The sequence below is a fragment of the Kitasatospora azatica KCTC 9699 genome, assembly GCF_000744785.1.
GTDB classification, from domain to species: Bacteria; Actinomycetota; Actinomycetes; order Streptomycetales; family Streptomycetaceae; genus Kitasatospora; species Kitasatospora azatica.
In genome coordinates this window covers 5,492,106-5,513,617 of the sequence record NZ_JQMO01000003.1, presented here as the reverse complement: position 1 = coordinate 5,513,617, position 21,512 = coordinate 5,492,106, and the positions used below count along the sequence as shown (strand labels likewise).

18 protein-coding genes and 1 pseudogene are annotated in these 21,512 nt (G+C 72.1%); 9 read left to right on the top strand and 10 right to left on the bottom strand.

The window, feature by feature from the left end; translation table 11 throughout:
* Window positions 1-221 precede the first annotated feature (221 nt).
* From BR98_RS40675 to BR98_RS35005, 5 genes and pseudogenes are all read right to left on the bottom strand, one after another.
* Window positions 222-461 (bottom strand): annotated as a pseudogene (locus BR98_RS40675) (ATP-grasp domain-containing protein); the annotation flags it as partial.
* A gap of 143 nt (window positions 462-604) precedes the next feature.
* Window positions 605-964: a hypothetical protein gene (locus BR98_RS35020; protein WP_035851427.1), complete on the bottom strand. Its 360-nt coding sequence runs from the start codon at window positions 962-964 to the stop codon at window positions 605-607.
* 108 nt (window positions 965-1,072) lie between these two features.
* Entirely contained in the window at window positions 1,073-1,504 is a 432-nt protein-coding gene (locus BR98_RS35015; protein WP_051970910.1) for a hypothetical protein, read from the bottom strand.
* Window positions 1,505-1,639: 135 nt separating this feature from the next.
* Window positions 1,640-2,743: a hypothetical protein gene (locus BR98_RS35010; RefSeq protein ID WP_035851426.1), complete on the bottom strand. Its 1,104-nt coding sequence runs from the start codon at window positions 2,741-2,743 to the stop codon at window positions 1,640-1,642.
* Window positions 2,744-3,058: 315 nt separating this feature from the next.
* On the bottom strand, window positions 3,059-3,961 hold the full coding sequence (locus BR98_RS35005) for a transporter substrate-binding domain-containing protein (RefSeq protein WP_035851424.1): 903 nt from the start codon (window positions 3,959-3,961) through the stop codon (window positions 3,059-3,061).
* Window positions 3,962-4,232: 271 nt separating this feature from the next.
* Here BR98_RS35005 and BR98_RS35000 point away from each other — a divergent pair, with 271 nt between their 5' ends.
* From BR98_RS35000 to BR98_RS34985, 4 genes are all read left to right on the top strand, one after another.
* Window positions 4,233-5,546 carry a VWA domain-containing protein gene (locus BR98_RS35000; RefSeq protein WP_051970908.1) on the top strand — a complete coding sequence of 438 codons (1,314 nt, stop codon included), beginning with the start codon at window positions 4,233-4,235 and terminating at the stop codon, window positions 5,544-5,546.
* Between the two features lie 2 nt (window positions 5,547-5,548).
* Window positions 5,549-6,562, top strand: coding sequence for a hypothetical protein (locus BR98_RS34995; protein WP_051970905.1), 1,014 nt, complete (start codon window positions 5,549-5,551; stop codon window positions 6,560-6,562).
* 130 nt (window positions 6,563-6,692) lie between these two features.
* On the top strand, window positions 6,693-7,433 hold the full coding sequence (locus tag BR98_RS34990) for a DUF427 domain-containing protein (protein WP_035851423.1): 741 nt from the start codon (window positions 6,693-6,695) through the stop codon (window positions 7,431-7,433).
* 154 nt (window positions 7,434-7,587) lie between these two features.
* On the top strand, window positions 7,588-9,807 hold the full coding sequence (locus BR98_RS34985) for an NADP-dependent isocitrate dehydrogenase (protein WP_035851421.1): 2,220 nt from the start codon (window positions 7,588-7,590) through the stop codon (window positions 9,805-9,807).
* On the opposite strand, the gene BR98_RS34980 is transcribed toward BR98_RS34985, so the two are convergent.
* Both BR98_RS34980 and mptB read right to left on the bottom strand, forming a co-directional pair.
* On the bottom strand, window positions 9,779-11,017 hold the full coding sequence (locus tag BR98_RS34980; protein ID WP_083977763.1) for a glycosyltransferase 87 family protein: 1,239 nt from the start codon (window positions 11,015-11,017) through the stop codon (window positions 9,779-9,781). The genes BR98_RS34985 and BR98_RS34980 overlap by 29 nt on opposite strands.
* A gap of 14 nt (window positions 11,018-11,031) precedes the next feature.
* The gene (mptB, locus tag BR98_RS34975; protein ID WP_051970903.1) at window positions 11,032-12,447 is read right to left on the bottom strand and encodes a polyprenol phosphomannose-dependent alpha 1,6 mannosyltransferase MptB; all 1,416 of its coding nucleotides are present in this window, start codon (window positions 12,445-12,447) and stop codon (window positions 11,032-11,034) included.
* 203 nt (window positions 12,448-12,650) lie between these two features.
* On the opposite strand from mptB, the gene BR98_RS34970 reads away from it, so the two are divergent.
* The gene (locus BR98_RS34970; protein WP_051970900.1) at window positions 12,651-13,418 is read left to right on the top strand and encodes a GNAT family N-acetyltransferase; all 768 of its coding nucleotides are present in this window, start codon (window positions 12,651-12,653) and stop codon (window positions 13,416-13,418) included.
* A 59-nt stretch (window positions 13,419-13,477) separates the two neighbouring features.
* Window positions 13,478-14,437 carry a lysophospholipid acyltransferase family protein gene (locus BR98_RS34965; protein WP_063774891.1) on the top strand — a complete coding sequence of 320 codons (960 nt, stop codon included), beginning with the start codon at window positions 13,478-13,480 and terminating at the stop codon, window positions 14,435-14,437.
* Between the two features lie 16 nt (window positions 14,438-14,453).
* Here the strand turns inward: BR98_RS34965 and BR98_RS34960 are convergent, their stop codons facing one another.
* Window positions 14,454-14,873 carry a hypothetical protein gene (locus BR98_RS34960; protein WP_157538083.1) on the bottom strand — a complete coding sequence of 140 codons (420 nt, stop codon included), beginning with the start codon at window positions 14,871-14,873 and terminating at the stop codon, window positions 14,454-14,456.
* A gap of 340 nt (window positions 14,874-15,213) precedes the next feature.
* On the opposite strand from BR98_RS34960, the gene lysA reads away from it, so the two are divergent.
* Entirely contained in the window at window positions 15,214-16,542 is a 1,329-nt protein-coding gene (lysA, locus tag BR98_RS34955) for a diaminopimelate decarboxylase (RefSeq protein WP_083977368.1), read from the top strand.
* A gap of 9 nt (window positions 16,543-16,551) precedes the next feature.
* Here lysA and BR98_RS34950 read toward each other — a convergent pair whose 3' ends face one another.
* Entirely contained in the window at window positions 16,552-17,181 is a 630-nt protein-coding gene (locus BR98_RS34950; RefSeq protein WP_035851414.1) for an alpha-ketoglutarate-dependent dioxygenase AlkB, read from the bottom strand.
* 29 nt (window positions 17,182-17,210) lie between these two features.
* On the bottom strand, window positions 17,211-17,744 hold the full coding sequence (locus BR98_RS34945) for a CYTH domain-containing protein (RefSeq protein WP_035851411.1): 534 nt from the start codon (window positions 17,742-17,744) through the stop codon (window positions 17,211-17,213).
* 118 nt (window positions 17,745-17,862) lie between these two features.
* Between BR98_RS34945 and BR98_RS34940 the strand changes: the two genes are divergently transcribed.
* Window positions 17,863-19,650, top strand: a complete 1,788-nt coding sequence (locus tag BR98_RS34940; RefSeq protein ID WP_051970896.1) for an LCP family protein — start codon at window positions 17,863-17,865, stop codon at window positions 19,648-19,650.
* Window positions 19,651-19,795: 145 nt separating this feature from the next.
* Window positions 19,796-21,505 (top strand): methionine--tRNA ligase, encoded by a 1,710-nt coding sequence (metG, locus tag BR98_RS34935; protein WP_035851410.1) that lies wholly within the window; start codon window positions 19,796-19,798, stop codon window positions 21,503-21,505.
* The last annotated feature ends 7 nt before the right edge of the window (window positions 21,506-21,512 follow it).

Here is a 21,512-nt window from a genome sequence, read left to right as displayed (position 1 = left end):
TAGCGGGCCGGTGACTTCTCCCACGTGCCAGACCAGGTCCCGATGAAGGCGGTCGCATGAACCTCTCCGTAGTCCTGGCCGTCGTGCTCGGCGTGGCGCTGCTCGGCGCCGTCGCCGCGCTGGTCATCACCGAGCGGCGGCCCGGAGTCGACAGCACCAGGACGACAACGACGGCGCTGGGCCGAGCCGCCGACCACGGTGCCGGCCGCGGTCCGCTCGCCCGCGCGGGGCAGCCGGCTGCCATCGGCGTAGACCTCGGCAGGGAACTGCTTGTCGCTGGGCGGCTTCGCGAACAGCGAGCGCCGCGCCGTCCAGGCCTCCGACAGCGTGGTCAGCTCGATCCGGCGGCCGGTGAACTCCTCCGGCAGCCCGGCCAGCCAGTCGTCGGCCGGCTCCAGCAGGGCAAGGTCCAGCCCGCCGCCGATCCGGTCAGCCGCGAGCGGACCGCCGTACCAGTGCACCTGTCGGCCGGCCCACGTCTCGATGAGCAGCGGCCCGTCCAGCGTCGCGACCTCCAGACCACGGCGCGCGGCGGCCTCGGCGAGCAGCACGGTCGTGCTGGTCCGCTGGGCCGACGTCAGCAGAACCGGCGCCGGGCCCGTGTTCACACCTCCGGCCGGAACTCGTGGACGACCTCGATGGCGCCGACGATGTGCCGGTTGAACTCCGCCAACTCCTCCGCCGGCACCCACAGCTCGAGGATCGTCTCACCGCCCGCCTGACGAACCGGGTAACGCGCCAGGAACTCGGCGTCGACCTCGAACCGCGTCACAAAGCCGACACCCGAAGCCGGCACGTTCCAGTCCCGCGCGATGCGGACCGCGTAGTCCTCGTTCAACACCGGGTAGAAGATGGGCTGCTCGGGCAGCCGCGGCGGCCAGGCACGCCACCCGGACGCCTCGACCAACGCGAGCTCCTCCGGTCCGGTCGGACGCCACAGCGTCACCGTCTGCGCCTGGGCCATCGTGCTCTCCTTGTCTCCCTCGATCGGCTGCCCACCGTAGCGGCCACCCCGAACGGACGACGAGCGGATATCTGCGGGCCCCGCCGTCGACGCCCACCGGCTCCGGCCTCAAGCGAGCTCGATGTCATAGCCGCCTGCGGCTTCGATCAGCCAGCGCAGGGCTCCGCCGCCACCATACGGATGCCCGTCCACGCCGACGCTGATCCAACCGACGCCACGGCCGCTGACCCCGCTGTCCCACAACCGCCAGCTGCGGCGATCGGCCATCCCGTTGGGATCGAACAGGTTGATCCAGTCCAACAGCCGCCAGTCGGCCACGGCGTCCACCCTGATTTCGAACTCCCGCTGCCGCTGGGTCAGGCCGCGCCACCAGGAGAACCAGTCGCCGGGAGTGCGCAGCCCCGCCGGAGCCTCCGGACCGTCCGGGGCTTCTGGAGCGCAGCGCTGCACGAACCAGTCCGGCAGGAGGTCCGGCCACCGGTCATCGGCAGGCCAGTCCGCCGCGGCACCTGCGGCGAAGGGGAGGATCGCGAGCAGCACCTCCCTGATCAGGGCTTCGACCGCGAAGGGGTCCTCGGCGGTGAAGGTGGCTCGCAGAGCGATCAGCGGGTTCGCCGTGTCGGGGTGCGGGCCGTAGCCGGACCCTGAGGATTACGGTCGACGGATTGTCAGGTGCTACCGGCGTCGAACGACCTGCGCCTCGGCCCGTTCTACCGTCGCTCGCCCGTGCACGTGGACCAGCGCCAGGTGGAACAGTGCCGGGGCGACCGGAGCCCAGCGGTGGATGCGGTCCGTGTGCAGCAGGTACCTGGCCACGGTTGCCGCGCGGAACGGGACGTAGTCGATGGTCTGGTGCTCCCACCTGTCGGCGACCCCTCTGCTCAGCCGGGCCTGGAGTCCCTGGCGGGTCAACTCGTGCAGGCGCGCGTAGAAGTGGGCACTCCACTGGCGCTTCTCCACGTCCAGTACGAAGGCCAGGAGCTCGAGGGAGTACTCGTGCGGCTCCAGGGAGATCTCCTCCCGCATGCCGCGCTGGGCAACTGCATGGAGGACCGGGGCGCTCCTGCCGGATGAATCGATGTGCCGGGACACGCCCTCGTTGACGGAGGAGTTCCAGATGCCCGGTGCCATCCGGACCCGGTCGCTGCGCTGACTGACGACCAGCAGGTCGTCGGCGGTCACCACCGCGATGTTGACGCCCAAGCTGCACTGCAGGAACGCCGGCGCCTCGAGCGGGCGGCCGGGGTCGAGGTAGCGGGACCGTAGCGTGGTCCCGTCGGGCAGCCGCCGGTCGAGCTGCTGGGCGGCGAGGAAGGTGTAGTAGTCCGTGGGCCGCAGCCGTAGGCGGACTTCCGGTTGCTCGTCGAGGGGCGTGCGGGAGACGTCGAACGACTCGACCGAGTACCGGAGACCGTTCCAGATCGGCGTTCGTCCCTCCGCCCGGAGCCGGGCGCTTTCGGCTTCGATCTCGTCCCACCAGTGCGCGATCTCCGCAGGAAGCTCGGTCTCGCCATCGAGTACCTGGATGTGTACGTTCTCGGCGCGGATGGGTGTTTCGCCGTCGCCCTCGACGATCAGCGCCGACGTGTGGAGCGGGCCCAGCGAGAAGGTCGTCCACGAGGGACTGGGCTCCTCCCGGAACCGGAGGCTTCGAACCGCGCCGAACCAGCGTCTGCGAACCCTGAACCATACGTCCTGCAGCGGCTGTTGGAACAGCACCGCGAGCAGCATCCCGATCACGGCGCCGGCGACTCCGTTGACCACGTCTATTCCGCCCATGCCGCGGAGCGTAGCGGGGGCGGTCGAGCCTCGGGTGATCTTCGCCCTTCCGTTACCGCAGCCTCCGGACGCGGGCCATCCGTGAGCTGATCATCACCCTACGCTTCTGACATACCGTCATAGGCAGAGAGGGGTAGCCGGTCGTCATGGTGACCGAAGGCTGGACCAGCGAGAGCGCCGCGGAGCCGGAGTTCGACTTCTTCATCAGCTACGCCCGAAGAGACGAAGGGTACGCGCGCCGGATTCACGAGACACAGCCGCGACGGCGGCGGCACCGCCCGGTAGCAGCCGGGCGGTGCCGCCGTACCGGCAGGCTCAGCTGCTGCCGTTGACGACCGCGACCGGGATGGCGCCGGCGGCGAGCTGGCGCTTGGCCAGGATGCCGTCGTAGGCGGTGCCCAGGACGAGGGAGTTCATCGCCTTGGTGAGCACGTCACGCAGCACGGTGTCGGACTTGCGCAGGGCGATTCCGTAGGGCTGGGGCTGCAGCTGGGGGCCGGCGACGGCGAAGGTCTGGCCGTTGTCGACGGTCAGGGCGTTGTACTGGGCCTTCGGGAAGTCGGTGAGGTAGGCGTCGGCCTGGCCGCTCTTCAGGTTGTCCAGCGCCTTCGCGTCGGCGTCCGTCTCGAGGATCTTGAGGGCCTTGCCGAGGTGGTCGCAGGCCTTCTGCTGGCGGCCCGCCAGGTCGTCGTGGATCGTGCCCTTCTTCACCGTGACGGTCCGGCCGCACAGGTCGTCGAGCTTGGCGATCCCGTCGGCGTTGCCCTTGCCGACCACGATGCCGATGCCGGCCATGAAGTAGTCGACGAAGTCCACGCCGTCGTTGATCTTGTTGCTGTTCTTGTCGACGCCCTGCTCGCGCGCGCGGGTGTCCGTGATGCCCGACATCGCTATGTCGTACTTCTTGTCGAACAGCCCGGGGAGCACATTGGCGAACAGCCCGACGTCCTGGAACTCGAGCTTGACGCCGAGCACCTTCTCCAGGGCGGCGGCGATGTCGGGGTCCAGGCCCTCGGGCTGGCCCTGCTGGTTGCGGAAGATCACCGGCGCGGCGGTGAACGAGGCCCCGACCTTGATCACGCCGGCCTTGCGGATCGCCTCGGGCAGCTGGTCGTGCAGGGAGGCCTTGCCGCTCGTGCCGCAGCCGCTCAGCAGCAGGGCGACCGTCGTGCTGGCAGCGGCCACGGCGGCGCAGCGGTGTCTGGTGGAGTAGCCCATCGTCGAATCTCCCAATGTGGACGGCGCACGGTGCCGCGGGTTCAAGGCATGGCGGCAGGTGGCGCCGACAGCACCCCACCGGCCCCGTTCCGGTGAGAAAAAGCACCCGCCCGCGGACGCGGCAAGCCGCCGCCCAGCAGCGCCCGGAGGCGAGAGGGGGTCACTATATAGCGGCCATGGTCACGTCATCGTTCGTGGGGGGTGGATATTTCGTCGGCCGCCTTCCTGGGCAGGTCGGACGCGTCGAGCTGATGATCCGTAGGATGCCGCCGTGAAGATCACCCGACGACGACCGACCAGGACGGCAGGCCTGCTGGCCGCCCTGGCGATAACGGCCGCCACACTGCTCAGCGGCCTGCCGGCGCAGGCCGACGAACCCACCGGCGCCGGCGGCGCCCCGACCACCCAGGGCGTCGAGGAGCCCAAGGTCGACCTGGTGCTGGATGTCAGCGGCTCGATGAGCGCCACCGACATCGAGGGCAAGAGCCGGATGTCGGTCGCCCAGCGCTCGATCAGCGACGTCATCGACGCGCTGCCGCCGGAGGCCGAGTTCGGCATCCGCACCCTCGGGGCGACCTACCCGGCGAGCGACAAGGCCAACGGCTGCAAGGACACCAAGGTGCTCTTCCCGGTCGGGCGGACCAACAAGGTGGAGGCCAAGACGGCCGTGGCCACCCTGCGGCCCACCGGCTGGACGCCGATCGGCCTGGCGCTGCGCGGCGCCGCGCAGGACCTCGGCAGCGGCCAGGCCACCCGCCGGGTGGTGCTGATCACCGACGGCGAGGACGACTGCGCCCCGCCCGACCCGTGCGACGTGGCCCGCGAGCTGGCCGCCCAGGGCATCCACCTGGTGGTCGACACGCTCGGCCTGGCACACGACGACAAGATCCGCCAGCAGCTGCTCTGCATCGCCAACGCGACCGGCGGCACCTACACCGACGTGCACACCCAGCAGCAGCTCACCGATCGGGTGAAGCAGCTGGTCGACCGCTCCGACAAGACCTACCGCCAGACCCCCGCGCAGGTGGCCGGCAGCGACAGCTGCGCCAATGCCCCGGTGCTGACGCCCGGCGTGTACAGCGACCGGGAGAAGTTCTCCGAGCACCGGGTCTACCGGGTCCCGGTCAAGCCGGGGCAGGAGCTGCGCGCCGCGGTCAGCGTGACCCCCGACCGCGCGGTCGCCCGCGACTACGGCGTGCTGCTGCAGGCCACCGACCGGACCGGCCAGGAGCTGGTCCGCGGGACCGACGCGGGCAGCGGCCGCACCGATGTCGCCTCCACCGGCGTGCGCTGGTCCGACCCGGGCCCGGCCGCCTCCCCCTCCCCCGGCACCGCCGCGGACCGCCAGGTCTGCCTGGTGGTCAGCAACTCCTTCGCGCCGCAGGCGGGCGTGCAGGCCGACCCCGGGCTGCCGCTGGAGCTGACCGTGGACGTGGCGGCGGCCTCGCCCACGCCGGACGGCCCGGCGATGGGTCTGGGCCGGGGCTGGATCCTGCTCCTGGTGCTGGCCGGTGCCGGACTGCTGACCGGCCTGCTGGCCGGCTGGGTGGCACGCTGGCGGATCGCTGTCTGGCGGGAGAACTGACCATGCGTGCACCTTCCATCCTCAAGGCCGGGCTGCTCGCGGTCGGGCTCACCCTGCTCGCCGTTCCGGCGGCATCGGCGGCATCGGCGGCATCGGCGGCCTCCCCCACCCCGTCAGCCGGTGCGTCGGCCAACCTGTCGGCCAGCCCGTCGCCCGGCTCCACGGCCGCTCCGGTGACCACCTCGGGCACCTCCTTCCTGACCGCGACCACGCTGGCCCCGGGCCAGGACGCCGCCGTGACCGCCTCCACCGGCGACTACCTGTACTGGGCCTTCGCGGCTTCCGAAGGGCAGATCGCCACCGCGCAGGTCACCGTCACGCTCCCGCCGTCCACCGACCGGCACGGGCCGCAGACCTGGTCGGTGGAGCTGTTCGACGGGCTTCGCCGCCGCCAGGCCTGCACCGCGGGGCCGCAGGACGCGACCGCGAGCCAGAGCGCGGCCTCGGTCACCACCAGCTGCACCCTGCGGCAGATCCGCACCTGGGCCGAGCCGTGGTCCGGTGACCCGCTGCCCGGCACGTACTACGTCCGGCTGTCGGTGAGCGACCTCCAGCAGCAGGACCTCGGTCTCGCCGCGCAGGTGAACCTGCACGTCAGCACCAAGGGCGGGGCGGACGACGCGCAGCCGGAGGGCGGCTCGCTCAAGGCGCCGCTGGTGCCGCCGGTCAACCCGGGCAGCGCGCCCGCTCCCGGCGGCAGCGCCGCACCGAGCGCCACCGCCGCGCCGACGGCCACGGCCTCGGCCTCCGCCGCCCCCTCCGCCTCCGCCTCGACGGAGCCGGGCACCCTGCGGGCGGCCGCGCCGGTCAAGGCGGTCTCCCACTGGTACTCGGAGCTGTTCTCCGGCTGGAACACCCGCTGGTTCTGGACCATCGGCGGCGGCGCCCTCGCGGCGCTGGCGGGGGTGGCCGGCTACCGGTTCACCCGCCACCCGCGCGGCGGGCGCCGCTACCGTGCCGCACCGGTGCCGCCGCAGGCCCCGGCGGCGCGGGAGTACGAGCAGCAACGCTACTGAGTGAACCGACCCGCATCGACGCCCGTACCCGGCCCTCGGCCGGGTGCGGGCGTTCGTCGTTCTCCCGCAGGCCGTCACGTACTGTGGCTAGCACGTACCGACCGCTCAATTCGAAGGGACCGACGGACATATGACGACCAGTCGAGGAAGCGTCCGGACCGAACCGAGCGCCAAGCGCGTCCGGGTCTACCTGGGCGGCCAGGTGGTGGCCGACAGCAGCCACCCGCTGCTGGTGTGGGAGTCGCCGCACTACCCGACGTACTACTTCGCGGCCGCCGACGTCGACCAGGAGCTGCTGGCGGCGGACGGGAAGATCGCCCACTCGCCCAGCCGCGGCGACGCGCAGAAGTACACCGTCAAGGTCGGCGCGGCCCAGGCGCCGGGGGCCGCGCTGCACTACGAGGAGTCGCCGATCGAGGAGCTGCGCGGCCACTACCGGTTCGACTGGGATGCGATGGACGCCTGGTTCGAGGAGGACGAGGAGGTCTTCGTGCACCCCCGCTCCCCGTACACCCGGATCGACGTGCTGCCCAGCTCTCGCCACATCCGGGTCGAGGTGGACGGTGTGACGGTCGCCGAGTCGCGCAACGCGCGGCTGCTCTTCGAGACCGGCCTGCCGACCCGCTACTACTTCCCCAAGACGCATGTCCGGATGGACCTGCTGGAACCGACCGACACCGTCAGCCACTGCCCGTACAAGGGCACGGCCGAGTACTGGTCGGTCCGGGTCGGCGACGAGTACCACCGCGACCTGGCCTGGTCGTACCGCACGGCGCTGCCGGAGAGCCAGCGGGCCGCCGGCCTGATCGCCTTCTGGAAGGCGGACATCTACGTCGACGGCGTGCTGCAGGAGGGCCCGAAGCGCGGCTGAGCCGCCAACGCCGCAGGAACGGAAGGCGTGACCCGGGCCCGGCGGGGTGAACACGAGCGGACTTCGTGGACTCCCCGGCGGGCCCGGGTGTCGGAGAGGGCCCGGGACGAGATATCTTGACATCAAGACGTTGTAGCCGTGAAGCGGAGCACCGATGACTGACTCGACCATCATCTACACGCACACCGACGAGGCCCCGGCCCTGGCGACGTATTCGTTCCTGCCAGTGGTCCAGGCGTACGCCTCGACGGCGGGCGTCGGGGTGCAGACCCGCGACATCTCCCTGGCCGGGCGAATCATCGCGAGCTTCCCGGAGCGGCTGGCGGAGGGCCAGCGCATCGAGGACGCCCTCGCCGAGCTCGGCGAGCTCGCCAAGACGCCCGGCGCGAACATCATCAAGCTGCCGAACGTCTCGGCCTCGATGCCGCAGCTGAAGGCCGCGATCGCCGAGCTGCAGGCCCAGGGCTACGCCCTGCCGGACTACCCGGACGACCCGCGGAGCGACGAGGACAAGGACGTCCGCGCCCGTTACGACAAGGTCAAGGGCAGCGCGGTCAACCCGGTGCTGCGCGAGGGCAACTCCGACCGCCGGGCCCCCGCCTCGGTCAAGAACTACGCCAAGACCCACCCGCACCGGATGGGCGCCTGGAGCTCCGACTCCAAGACCAATGTCGCCACCATGGGCGTCAACGACTTCCGCCACACCGAGAAGTCCACCGTGATCGCCGAGGCCGGCGCGCTGCGGATCGAGCTGGTGGCCGCCGACGGCAGCACCACCGTGCTGCGCGAGTCGGTGCCGGTGCAGGCCGGCGAGGTGATCGACGCCTCGGTGATGCGGGCCGCCGCGCTGAACGAGTTCCTGGCCGCGCAGGTGGCCCGGGCCAAGGCCGAGGGCGTGCTGTTCTCGGTGCACCTGAAGGCCACCATGATGAAGGTCTCCGACCCGATCATCTTCGGCCACGTGGTGCGGGCCTTCTTCCCGGAGACCTTCGCCCGGTTCGGCGCGGTGCTCGACGCGGCCGGCCTGAACCCGAACAACGGCCTGGGCGGCATCCTGGCCGGCCTGGACGCGCTGCCCGAGGGCGCCGACATCAAGGCCTCCTTCGAGGCCGAGCTGGCCGAGGGCCCGGCGCTGGCGATGGTCGACTCCGACAAGGGCATCACCAACCTGCACGTGCCGAGCGACGTGATCGTCGACGCCTCGATGCCGGCCATGATCCGCACCTCCGGCCACATGTGGGGCGCGGACGGCAAGGAGGCCGACACCCTGGCGGTGCTGCCGGACAGCAGCTACGCCGGTGTCTACCAGGTCGTCATCGAGAACTGCCGCGAGCACGGCGCCTTCGACCCGGCCACCATGGGCTCGGTGCCGAACGTCGGCCTGATGGCGCAGGCGGCCGAGGAGTACGGCAGCCACGACAAGACCTTCGAGATCCCGGCCGACGGCACCGTCCGCCTGGTCGACGCCGCCGGCAACGCGGTGCTGGAGCAGCCGGTCAGCGCCGGCGACATCTTCCGCGCCTGCCAGACCAAGGACGTGCCGATCCGCGACTGGGTCAAGCTGGCCGTCACCCGGGCCCGCGCCACCGGCGTCCCGGCCGTCTTCTGGCTGGACGAGACCCGGGCGCACGACGCCAACCTGATCGCCAAGGTCAAGGCGTACCTGCCGGAGCACGACACCGAGGGCCTGCAGATCGAGATCCTCTCGCCGGAGCAGGCGACCGCGTTCTCGCTGGAGCGGATCCGCCGCGGCGAGGACACCATCTCGGTGACCGGCAACGTGCTGCGCGACTACCTGACCGACCTGTTCCCGATCCTGGAGCTGGGCACCAGCGCCAAGATGCTCTCGGTGGTCCCGCTGATCAACGGCGGCGGCCTGTTCGAGACCGGGGCCGGCGGCTCGGCGCCCAAGCACGTGCAGCAGCTGCTCAAGGAGAACTACCTGCGCTGGGACAGCCTGGGCGAGTTCTTCGCGCTGGCGGCCAGCTTCGAGCACCTGGCGCAGACCACCGGCAACGCGCGGGCCCAGGTGCTCGCCGACACGCTGGACCGGGCGACCGGCACCTTCCTCAACGAGGACAAGTCGCCGAGCCGCAAGCTGGGCGGGATCGACAACCGCGGCAGCCACTTCTACCTGGCGCTCTACTGGGCCCAGGAGCTGGCCGCGCAGACCGAGGACGCGCAGCTGGCCGAAGCCTTCGCGGGTCTGGCCAAGACCCTGACCGAGCAGGAGCAGACCATCGTCGCCGAGCTCATCGCGGTGCAGGGCTCGCCGGTCGAGATCGGCGGCTACTACCAGCCCGACCCGGCCAAGGCCGCGGCCGTGATGCGCCCGTCGGCGACCTTCAACGAGGCGATCGCGAGCCTCGGCTGACCAGTTCGCCGCTGTGCGTGAGCACGGGCCGCTCCCGGACCTCGGTCCGGGGGCGGCCCTTCGGCTTGGGCGGCAGCGGGACGGCGACCAGCAGCGCGAGGGTGAGCAGCAGGTAGGCGTTGGCGCCGAGCAACTCGCCGACGCCACCGGTCGGGTCGTGCCAGAGCCAGACCAGGCCGCTGGTCAGCACCAGGTACCCGACCCCGGCGCCGGCCAGCAGCAGGCGGCGCCGCACCCGGCCCGGGGCCCGCAGTCCGGCGTCGGCCAGGGTCAGCAGCGCGGGCAGCGTCCAGACCAGGTGGTGCACCCAGGTGATCGGGCTGACCAGGCAGGAGGCCAGGCCGGTGAGCGCGAAGCCGGTCGGGTGGTCACCGCGCAGCGCGGCCCGACGGGCCCGGTGGGCCCAGAGGCCGAGTACCAGCAGCACGGCCACCGCCCAGGCGATCCGGCTCGGCGAGCTCGGCGCGAGCCGGGCCAGCATGCCCTGCAGCGACTGGTTGGAGATGTAGCCGAGCGATCCGACCCGGCCGGTGTTCCACAGCGCGTCGGTCCAGAAGAAGTGCGAGGCGCTCGGCGCGGCCAACTGCCCGAGCAGGGTCGCGCCGACGGCCGTTCCGGCGGCGAGCAGCGCGGCGCGGCGCCGTCGGGTGATCAGCAGGTAGCCGATGAAGACCGCCGGGGTGAGCTTGATCGCGGCCGCCAGGCCGATCCCGATGCCCGCGAACCGGCCCCGGCCTCGCGCCAGTTGGCGACAGTCGGCGAAGACCAGGGCCATCAGCAGCAGGTTGATCTGGCCGAAGCTGAAGGTGTCGCGGACCGGGTTGAGGACGGCGAAGGCGCAGGCGGCCAGGCCGAAGGCGAACCAGCGGTCCCAGCCCTGGCGGCGGGCGATCGGGTCCACCAGCCAGTACAGCAGCGCGGCGGTGGCCAGCGCGTTGAGCGTGGTGGCGATGGCGATCGCGGTGTGCCAGCCGACCAGCACCATCGGCAGCATGCACAGCGCGGCGAACGGCGGGTAGGTGAAGCCGTAACTGGTGCCGGGCCGTTGGTAGTCGTAGAGCTCGCCGCCGTGCATCCAGTGCTGCACGGTGCCGTAGTAGACACCCACGTCGAACCAGCCGCGGTGGCCGGGGATCACCGCGAGGAACACCCCGGCAGCGGTGCCGAGCACGATCAGCAGGGTTGCCTTGAGCAGGATCTGACGCTGCATCAGTCGACGAACGATCAGCACAGTTTGGCCCGCCGGGCGTGACTCACCGCGAGCAGCAGGCGCAGGCCGCCCAGGACGGCGACCGCGACAGCGCCACCCGCCACCGCGATCGCCAGCTGCTCACGGTCCGGGGTGAAGCCGTCCGGCACCACGATGATCGCCAGCAGCCCGCTGACCGCCGGGGCCCAGCGGCGCACCCGGCCCTCGGGGGCGGCGGCGGCTATCAGCACCACCGCCCAGAGCGCGTACCACGGCCGTATCGCCGGCCCCAGCGCCACCACCACGGCGAGTCCCAGCCCCAACGCGTAGACCACGCCGAGGCCTTGGCGGCGCACCCGGCCGGCCAGCGCGGTGACCGCGGCCGCCGCCACGGCCAGGCCGAACCAGCGCCAGGCGGTCACGGCCAGGTGGCCGAGCCCGGGCAGCCAGGTCCCCACCACGGCGCCGCTGGCCCGGCCGATCGCGCTGGTCAGCGACCAGCTGCCGGCCGAGACCGGCACCGCCAGCGCGTGGATCCAGCCGTAGCCCGTCCCGGTCAGCAGGGTCACCACCACGGTGGTCGCCAGCGCCACCGCGCCGGTGCCGAGCAGGGCTCTGGGCAGCCGGGCGCGACCGCGCAGTTGGCCGTTCCAGAGCAGCAGCACGGCGAACAGGCCGAGCGCGGCCGGCAGTTTCACCAGCGCGGCGAGGGTGACCAGCACGGCCGCCAGCACCGGGTGGCCGCGCCGGGCCGCGACCAGTCCGGCGACCAGCAGGCCGAGCAGCACGGCGTCGTTGTGGGCGCCCGCCACCAGGTGGAAGAGCAGCAGCGGGTTGAGCGCGCCGAGCCAGAGCGCGGCCGCCGGGTCCACCCCGCAGGCCCGGGCCAGCCGGGGCAGCAGCACCGCGAGTCCGCCGGTGGCCAGCAGCGCCACCAGTCGCAGTCCGAGCACCCCGGTGTGCAGCCCGGTGCCGAACAGGCGCTCGGTCAGGCTGGACAGCTCGAGGAAGACCGGACCGTACGGCGCCGGCGTGTTCTGCCAGACGCCCGGCACCTGGGCGGCCAGCGGGCCGCCGAGCACCGCGGGCCCGTTGGTGTAGACGTCCACCCCGGCCTGCACCAGCGCGCCCTGGGCCAGGTAGCTGTACACGTCCCGGCTGAACAGCGGCGGCCCGAGCACCAGCGGCGCGGCCCACCAGCCGAGGGTGTACAGCAGCCAGCGCTGGCTGGGCCGCTCCGGGCTCCGGATCGCGCGGCCGAGCAGCAGCCAGGCGGCGACCAGCAGCACCATGCCGAAGTAGGCGAGGAAGAGCCCGAGATCGGCCAGCGAGCGCGGAGCGCCGACCGGCACCGCGCCGGAGGCCAGTCCGCCCACCGCGAGCGCCACCGATCCGGCCAGTCCCAGCCGTCGACAGTGCAGCGGGTCGGCGGTCACGCCCCAGTTCGGCATGCGGGGAACGGTGACGGGGCGTCATGGCCGGCAGACGACCTCCCGGCGTCCGGCACGTGACCAGCAGGCGGCGGCTTCCAGCACCGGCCAGCCATTCAGCGGGTGCACATCTCGACTCCGTCGGTTGGCCACTTCAAGGCCAGTCGGACCGGCGAGAACTCCCAGTGCCAGGCCTTCGCCCTCCTCCCGACGGAGAGTTCGCCATGACCATCGCCCCACTGCGTCCCGCCGCGGCCCAGCTCGCGGCCCCGTCCCGCTACGCCATCTCCTTCGCCCAGAGCGGCGAGGACGTGCGCGCCGCCCAGCGCCTGCGCCACCAGGTCTTCGCCGAGGAGATGGGCGCGGTCCTCGACAGCCCGCTGCCCGGCCTGGACGTCGACGCCTTCGACGACTACTGCGACCACCTGCTGGTCCGCGAACTGGCCACCGGCCAGGTGGTCGGCACCTACCGGCTGCTCCGGCCCAGCCAGGCGGCCCGGGCCGGCCGGCTGTACTCCGACACCGAGTTCGACCTGTCCCGGCTGGCCGGGCTGCGCGGGGACCTGGTCGAGGTCGGCCGCTCCTGCATCCACCCGGACCACCGGGGCAACGGGGCGGTGATCAACCTGATGTGGGGCGGCATCGCGCGCTACCTCGCGGAGAGCGGCCACGACTGGATCGCGGGCTGCTGCTCGGTGCCGCTGGACGACGGCGGCGCGCTGGCGGCCGGGGTCTGGGACAACGTCGCGACCAAGTACCTGGCCCCCGAGGAGTACCGGGTGACGCCGCACCGCCCCTGGGACCCGACCGGCCGCCCCCGCGCTGCCCGGGCCGCCGTGCCGCCGCTGCTCCGCGGCTACCTGCGGCTGGGCGCCTGGGTCTGCGGAACGCCCGCGCACGACCCCGAGTTCGGCGTGGCCGACCTGTTCGTGCTGCTCTCGCTGCGCCGGACCGACCCCCGGTACCTGCGGCACTTCCTGGGTGCGGCATGAGCCCCGGGATAGGCAGCGCAAGCGGGACAGCCCGCTCCGGCGGGACAGGCAGCGCAAGCGTGGCGGTTCGCTCGAGTGTCTGGCTGCCGACCGCGCCGTGCACGCCCGAGGCCTGCGTGGAGCGGCCGGCGGTCACGGTCGGCCCCGGACGGCAGCTGCTGCGCGCGCTGGGGTGCGCCGCAGTACTGATCACCGGGGTGGCGCTGATCCCACCGGTGCGCGGACTGCCGCCGCGGGTGCGGGCAGCGCTGATCCGGGCCTGGGCGCGGCTGGTGCTCGGCTCGCTGGGGGTCAGGGTGCGGGTCCGCTCGGCCGACGGTTCGGCTGCCGGCCGTGGACGCGGTGGACCTGGCGGCGGCGCGCTGCTGGTGGCCAACCACGTCTCCTGGCTGGACATCCTGCTGATCGCCGCGCTGCGACCCGCCCGGATGATGGCCAAGACCGAGGTGCGCCGCTGGCCGCTGCTCGGTCCGCTCGCCGCCTGGGGCGGCACCCTGTTCATCGACCGGGACCGGCTGCGCGCGCTGCCCGGCACTGTCGCCGAGCTCGCCGGGGCGCTGCGCCGGGGCGAACGGGTGGCGGTCTTCCCGGAGGGCAGCACCTGGTGCGGCCGGGCCGGCGGACGGTTCCGGCCCGCGCTCTTCCAGGCGGCGCTCGACGCGGGGGTGCCGGTGCAGCCGATGGCCCTGCGCTACCGGCTCGGCGGGCTGTCGACCACGGCGGCGGCCTTCGTGGGCGAGGACGGGCTGCTCTTCTCGCTGCGGCGGGTGCTCGCCGCGGACGGGTTGGTGGCCGAGGTGGTCCTCCCCGCCCCGCTGCCGTCCGGGCAGTACACCGGACGACGGGAGTTGGCCCGCGCGGCGCAGGCCGCCGTGGACCGGTACCGGGACGGCGCCGAGCGGACTGCCCAGCGGGTTCCGGCCCAGCGGGCTCCGGCGCAACCGGGACCGGACGGCCCGGCGGCTCATCCCGCTCCGCCTGCTCATCCGCCGCGTCCGGACCGCCGGTTGGCCTGCTGACCGCGGTCCGGGCGATTCACCTTCCCGCGCCGGGCGGCGGCCAGTGCTCGGCGCGGATCTTTCGGCGCGGCAGTCCGGCCGGCAATGCGGTGGCCAGCGCGGCCGCCGCGAACAGCCCGTACCTGGCCAGTTCCAGCCCGGTCCCGGTCCAGGCGACGGTGGCGTAGCGGTGCACCACGAAGCCGTTGTAGACCAGCCAGTCCGCCCCGGCGATCAACGGCGTCGCCGCGACCCGCGAGCACGCCCCGAGCACCGCGCAGAGCAGGGCGAAGGCTCCCAGCGACAGCCAGCACGGCCGCAGCTCCCCCACCGCGGCCAGTGCGAACGCCAGCGCGGCCGCGCCGAGGAAGGCCAGTGCGCCGGACAGGCTCGCGGCCATCCGCCGCAGCTCGGGGTAGTAGTGTCGGCCGCCCGGCCGCGCTCGATACAGCCGCATGGCCTTGAGGAAAAGCGGCCGCAGGCCCACCGAGCACCTTCTTGACGCGTTCCATACGCACCTGGCCCGAATCCATACGCGATCCTGACTCGGGCCCGCCCGGTCGCCGCCGCGTCCCAGATACCGGACTCGATGTCCACCGATCGCGGCACGGGATTATCTTCCGAACGAGCCGTGGTGGCCCCGCATTCGTCCAGGGCGGCGGGCGCTCGCGCGGACAACTTCCGCTCGCGCCCACGCCTCGCCGAACAGGGCCCGCGGCCGGTCCCGAAACGGATTTCGCCGGCGCGAGCGCCGCCCGTACGGTGGCCGCGGCCTGACCAGCGAGAAGGACTGACCCGTGACCACTGCCCCCACCTCCGGCACCGGCGAGCCCGACGGCCGCAACGGCCTCGATGGCTTCGATGGCCTCGACGGCCCGTTCGGCGGCTCGCTCAGCGGCCCGCGCCTGGCCGGGATCACCCGTGAGCACGGCACCCCCGCCTGGGTCTACGACGCCGAGCTGATCCGCGCCCAGATCGCCCGGCTGCGCCGCTTCGACACCATCCGGTTCGCGCAGAAGGCCTGCTCCAACACGCACATCCTGCGGCTGATGCGGGCCCAGGGCGTGCTGGTGGACGCCGTCTCGCTGGGCGAGATCGAGCGCGCGCTGGCCGCCGGCTACCAGGTGGGCGGACCGGACGAGCCGGTGGTCTTCACGGCCGACCTGCTGGACCGTCCGACGCTGCGCCGGGTGGTCGAACTGGGCGTGCCGGTCAACGCCGGATCCCCGCAGATGCTCGACCAGTTGGGCGCGGCCAGCCCGGGCCACCCGGTCTGGATCCGGATCAACCCGGGCTTCGGGCACGGCCACAGCCGCAAGACCAACACCGGCGGCGAGCAGAGCAAGCACGGCATCTGGCACGAGCACCTGCAGGAGAGCCTGGATCTGATCGACCGTCACGGACTGGACCTGATCGGCCTGCACATGCACATCGGCTCCGGGGTGGACTACGGCCACCTGGAGGCGGTCTGCGAGACCATGGTCAAGCAGGTGCGGCTCAGCGGGCGGGACGTGCGGGCCATCTCGGCCGGCGGCGGCCTCTCCGTGCCGTACGGTCCGGGTCAGGCCGAGGTGGACACCGACCGGTACTTCCGGCTCTGGGACGCCGCCCGGCAGGAGCTGGTCCGCGAACTCGGCCACCCGGTGCGGCTGGAGATCGAACCCGGCCGGTTCCTGGTGGCCGGCGCCGGTGTGCTGGCGGCCGAGGTGCGAGCGCAGAAGCCGGTCGGCAGCAACCACTTCGTCCTGGTCGACGCCGGGTTCAACGACCTGATGCGGCCCGCGATGTACGGCAGCAGCCACCGCGTCTCGGTGTTCACCCCCGACGGCGAACCGCGGCTCGCCGACGAGCGCGACACCGTCCTGGCCGGTCCGCTCTGCGAGTCCGGGGACGTCTTCACCCAGCTGGCCGGCGGCGACGTGGAACCGATCCCGCTGCCCCGCACCGAGATCGGCGACCTGGTCGTCTTCCACGACGCCGGTGCCTACGGCGCGAGCATGTCCTCCACCTACAACTCGCGCCCGCTGATCCCCGAGGTGCTGGTCGAGGGCGAGCAGACCCGGCTGATCCGGCGCCGGCAGACGGTGGCGGAACTGCTCGCGCTGGAGACCGGGCTCGACTCGTAGCTCGGTTGGTCAGGCCACCCCGCGCGGCCGGAACTGGATGCTGATCCGCGGCCCCACCGCCCGCGCCGTCTTCGGCACCGCATGCTCCCAGGTGCGCTGGCAGGAGCCGCCCATCACCACCAGGTCGCCGTGCCCGAGCGGGTATCCGGTGCTCGCGCCACCACCGTTGCGGGGTCGCAGCAGCAGCTGGCGCGGTTCGCCGACCGAGACGATCGCGACCATGGTGTCCTCGGTGGCGCCGCGCCCGATCCGGTCGCCGTGCCAGGCCACGCTGTCCTGTCCGTCCCGGTAGAAGCAGAGTCCGGCGGTGACGAAGGGCTCGCCGAGCTCCGGTCGGTACCAGGCGCTGAGCGCTTCCCGGGCCCGGTCGAGCACCGGGTGCGGCAGCGCCTGGCCCGCACCGTAGGAGGCGAGCAGCCGGGGTACGGCCACCACCCGCTCGTACATCACCCGTTCCTCGGCCCGCCAGGGCACCGCCCCGGCCAGGAGTTCGAACAGTTCGTCGGCGCCGGTCAGCCAGCCCGGCAGGTGGTCGACCCAGGCACCCTGGCCCAGCACCGTGCGCCGCTGCCCGCCGAGCGGACCGAGGCCGATCTCGTCCCCGGCTTCGAAGAGGGAGCCCTGCAGGTGGGTGCGCATGGGTCCAGCGTAGCTCGTGAATCGAACACCTACTCGATTTGAATGCCGTACTCCGCGAGCCGGGCGCGCAGCTGCGCCCGGCTCGCGGACACCAGGCTGCCACCGGTGAACCGCGGGTCCGCGGTGACCTCGGCGACGCATCCGGCCGGCGGGGCGAAGACCCGCGCCTCCTCCTCGGTGTCGAACTCCGCCTCGGCCAGCACCAGCCCGTGCAGCGGCGGCTCGAACACGTCGATGCCGAGCGGCGGGACGCTGTACCGGGTCTTGCGGATCACCTGCGCCGGAAGGGTGGCGAGCAGCCGGTACTCCTCGGGCGAGAGATAGGTGTTGGTGACCAGCCCCCACGGCGTGCCGGGCAGCTTCTGGGTGAGCTTGAGCTCGACCGCCCCGCTGTCCGTCCGCTCGACCCGGCGAAGCCGCAGGCGGGTGCCGGTGAGATAGCGGTCGTCGATCCGGCGCGTGACGGTCACCACAGCCGGCGCCGGCGGCTCGGCGAAGAGGAAGCGCCGCTCCCGCTCCACCCGTGCGTACTTCCCAACGGCCGGTGTTTTCTGATGGTTCATGGGATCCGCTCCCCCACTAGGTCGCACTCATCACATAAACCTATGATCTCGAATTGATATAGTCTCCCGCCAAGAGTCCAGGGGAGGGACCTGGCCAGGCCAGCTTGGTGGACACCTGATGACGCTTGACGGAGACCGCACGACCGAAGGCCGGCTGGCCGCGCCCAGCCCACCCGAGGAAGGCGCGCCCCAGGGCCGCGCGGCCGCCCGCCGAGCCGCCCAGCAGGCCGCCAAGGGCCGGCGCGGCAAGGGCGCCCCGCTCAGCAAGGCCGCCAAACGCAAACGCCTGCTCAAGTACGGCGCCGGCGGCACCGGTCTGGTCGTGCTGCTCGCGGTCGTCGGCGGCTACTCCTACGTCCAGTACCTCAACTCCAACTTCCGCAAGGGCGACCTCAACAACGGCGGCTCGGCACTGGCCCCCGAGTCCAAGGCCAACGCGGCCGGCCAGAAGCCGATCAACATCCTGCTGCTCGGCTCCGACTCCCGTGACAAGCCCGAGGACTGCAACCTCGGCGGCGCCTGCGACAGCGGCGCCCCGCACGCCGACGTGGAGATGCTGGTCCACCTCTCCGCCGACCGCAGCAACGCCTCGGTGCTGAGCATCCCGCGCGACACCCAGGCCTCCATACCCAGCTGCACCAACTCCAAGACCAAGCAGGTCTGGAAGGCGCGCAAGTCGCAGATCACCGACAGCCTCAACGTCGGCGAGCCGAGCTGCGTGGTGGACACCTGGGAGACCCTCACCGGGATCCACATCGACCACTACATGATGATCGACTTCGCGGGCGTGGTGAGCATGGCCGACGCGGTCGGCGGTGTCGACGTCTGCACCAAGCAGAACGTGATGGACTATCAGGTCGAGCACATCGACGGTGTCCGGCACGAGACCGGCTCGCACCTGGTGCTGCCGGCCGGCACCCACACCATCCAGGGCGTGCAGGCGCTGGAGTGGCTGCGCACCCGGCACGCCTGGGAGGACGGCAGCGACATCGGCCGCACCCACGCCCAGCACCTCTACCTCAACTCGATGATCCGCAAGATGAAGTCGGCCAAGACACTGGCCGACCCGCTCAAGCTCAACGACCTCGCGGTGGCCGCCAGCAAGGCCCTCCAGGTGGACAACGCGCTGGCCACCATCCAGTCACTGGCCGGCCTGGCCATGGAGCTCAACAAGGTGCCGGCCAACCGGATCACCTCGGTGACCATGCCCTTCACCTACGTGCCGGACCCGAAGAACCCCCAGGCCGCCCTGGTCGAGCCGAACGCCGACTCGACCAAGCTGTTCCAGATGGTCGTCAACGACGTCCCGCTGGACCGCAACGCGCCGGCCCCGACCGCCGCGCCCAGCGACGCCCCGAGCGCACCGGCGGCGCCCAGCAGCTCCGCACCGGCCGCGCCGAGCAGCGCACCGGCCACCCCGGCCGACAAGTCGACCGTGCGGGTGGACGTGCAGAACGCCAGCGGCGCCAGCATGCGCAGCACCGCGATCGCCGAGGCGCTGGTCAACCAGGGCTACACGCACGCCCAGCGGGACACCAGCGCGGTGCCCAAGTCGCCGACCAAGCTGCTCTACCCGGCCGCCAAGGAGGCCGAGGCCAAGGCGCTGGCCGGTGTGCTCGGCCTGCCCGACGCGGCGCTGAGCGAGTCCACCGCCTCGGCCACCCACCTGACCCTGGTGGTCGGCACCGACTGGACCACCGGCACCCAGTTCCCGACCGCCGCGCCCGGCGGTTCCGGCGGCGCGCAGCCGCCGGCGCCGACCGCGATGCCCACCACCGCCGTCTCGCAGAACGCGGGGGACGACGCCAACCAGTGCATGGACGTCAACCCGCAGAAGTACACCGGCTCCGGCAACCCGATCTACATCTGGAGCGGCTCCACCCCGCCCAACGTCCCGCAGCCCTGACCGGCGCGCTCGGGCCGTAATGCCGTACGGGCGGCCCGGTCACGGCCGATAGACTGGCCGCATTCCTCGGCGATGGCCGCCGATCCGCCCGCCCGGGTGCCTGGCACCCGGCGCGCGCCGCCTACATGAATGGGAGCTTCCCCGGATGGCTCGACACCTGATCACCAGCGCGCTTCCCTACATCAACGGGATCAAGCACCTGGGGAACATGGTCGGGTCCATGCTCCCGGCGGATGTCTACTCCCGTTACCTGCGCCAGCGCGGCCACGACGTGCTGTACATCTGCGCGACCGACGAGCACGGCACCCCGGCCGAGCTGGCCGCCAAGGCCGCCGGCCAGTCGGTGGCGGAGTTCTGCGCCGAGCAGCACGACGCGCAGAAGGCGATCTACGACGGCTTCCAGCTCTCCTTCGACTACTTCGGCCGCAGCTCCTCGCAGCAGAACCGGGAGATCACCCAGGAGTTCGCCCGCGAGCTGAAGGCCAACGGCTTCATCGAGGAGCGCTCGATCCGCCAGGTCTACTCGATCGCCGACGGCCGCTTCCTGCCGGACCGCTACATCGAGGGCACCTGCCCGCACTGCGGCTACGACAAGGCGCGCGGCGACCAGTGCGAGAACTGCACCCGGCTGCTCGACCCGACCGACCTGATCAACCCGCGCTCGGCGGTCAGCGGCTCCACCGAGCTCGAGGTCCGCGAGACCACCCACCTGTTCCTGCTGCAGTCCAAGCTGGCCGGCGAGGTCGAGGCCTGGATCGACGAGCACGGCCGGGACTGGCCGACGCTGGCCTCCTCGATCGCCCGCAAGTGGCTGACCGAGGGCCTCAACGACCGGGCGATCACCCGCGACCTGGACTGGGGCGTCCCGGTGCCGGCCGACGTCTGGCCGCAGCTGGCCGCCGAGGGCAAGGTCTTCTACGTCTGGTTCGACGCCCCGATCGAGTACATCGGCGCGACGAAGGAGTGGTCGGACGCGGACCCGGCGAACCGGGACTGGAAGTCCTGGTGGTACCAGGCCGACGACGTCCGCTACACCGAGTTCATGGCCAAGGACAACGTCCCCTTCCACACCGTGATGTTCCCGGCCACCATCATCGGCACCCGGGCGCCGTGGAAGAAGGTCGACTACGTCAAGGCCTTCAACTGGCTGAACTACTACGGCGGCAAGTTCTCCACCAGCCAGCAGCACGGCGTCTTCACCAACGCCGCGCTGGAGCTGCTGCCCGCCGACTACTGGCGCTACTTCCTGATGGCGAACGCGCCGGAGTCCGACGACACCAGCTTCAGCTGGGAGATCTTCGCCTCCACCGTCAACAAGGACCTGGCCGACACCCTGGGCAACTTCGTCAACCGGGTGCTCTCCTTCTCGCTCAAGCGGTTCGGCGACACCGTCCCGGCCGGCGACGCGCCGGGCGAGGCGGAGCACGCGCTGGGCGTCGAGCTGGCCGGTCTGCTGGCCGAGTACCAGGGGCACCTGGAGACCCTGCAGTTCCGCAAGGCCAGCCAGGCGCTGCGGGCCCTGTGGAGCGCGGGCAACGTGTACCTGGAGACCAAGGCCCCCTGGCTGGAGATCAAGACCAACGAGGCCGGCGCCGCGCTGACGCTGCGCACCGCGATGAACCTGATCCACCTGTACGGGGTGATCTCGGCGCCGTTCATCCCGGCCACCAGTGCCGTGATGCGGGCGGTCTTCGCCTCGGCCGAGTCGGGCGAGCCCGGCTGGGTGAGCGCGGAGCAGGCCACCGGGCTGGACTTCGTCGCGGCCGGCACGGCGTTCACCGTGCCGCCGGTGCTCTTCGCCAAGATCACCGATGAGGACCTGGCGGCCTGGCGCGAGCGCTTCGGCGCGGAGTAGCCTCCCG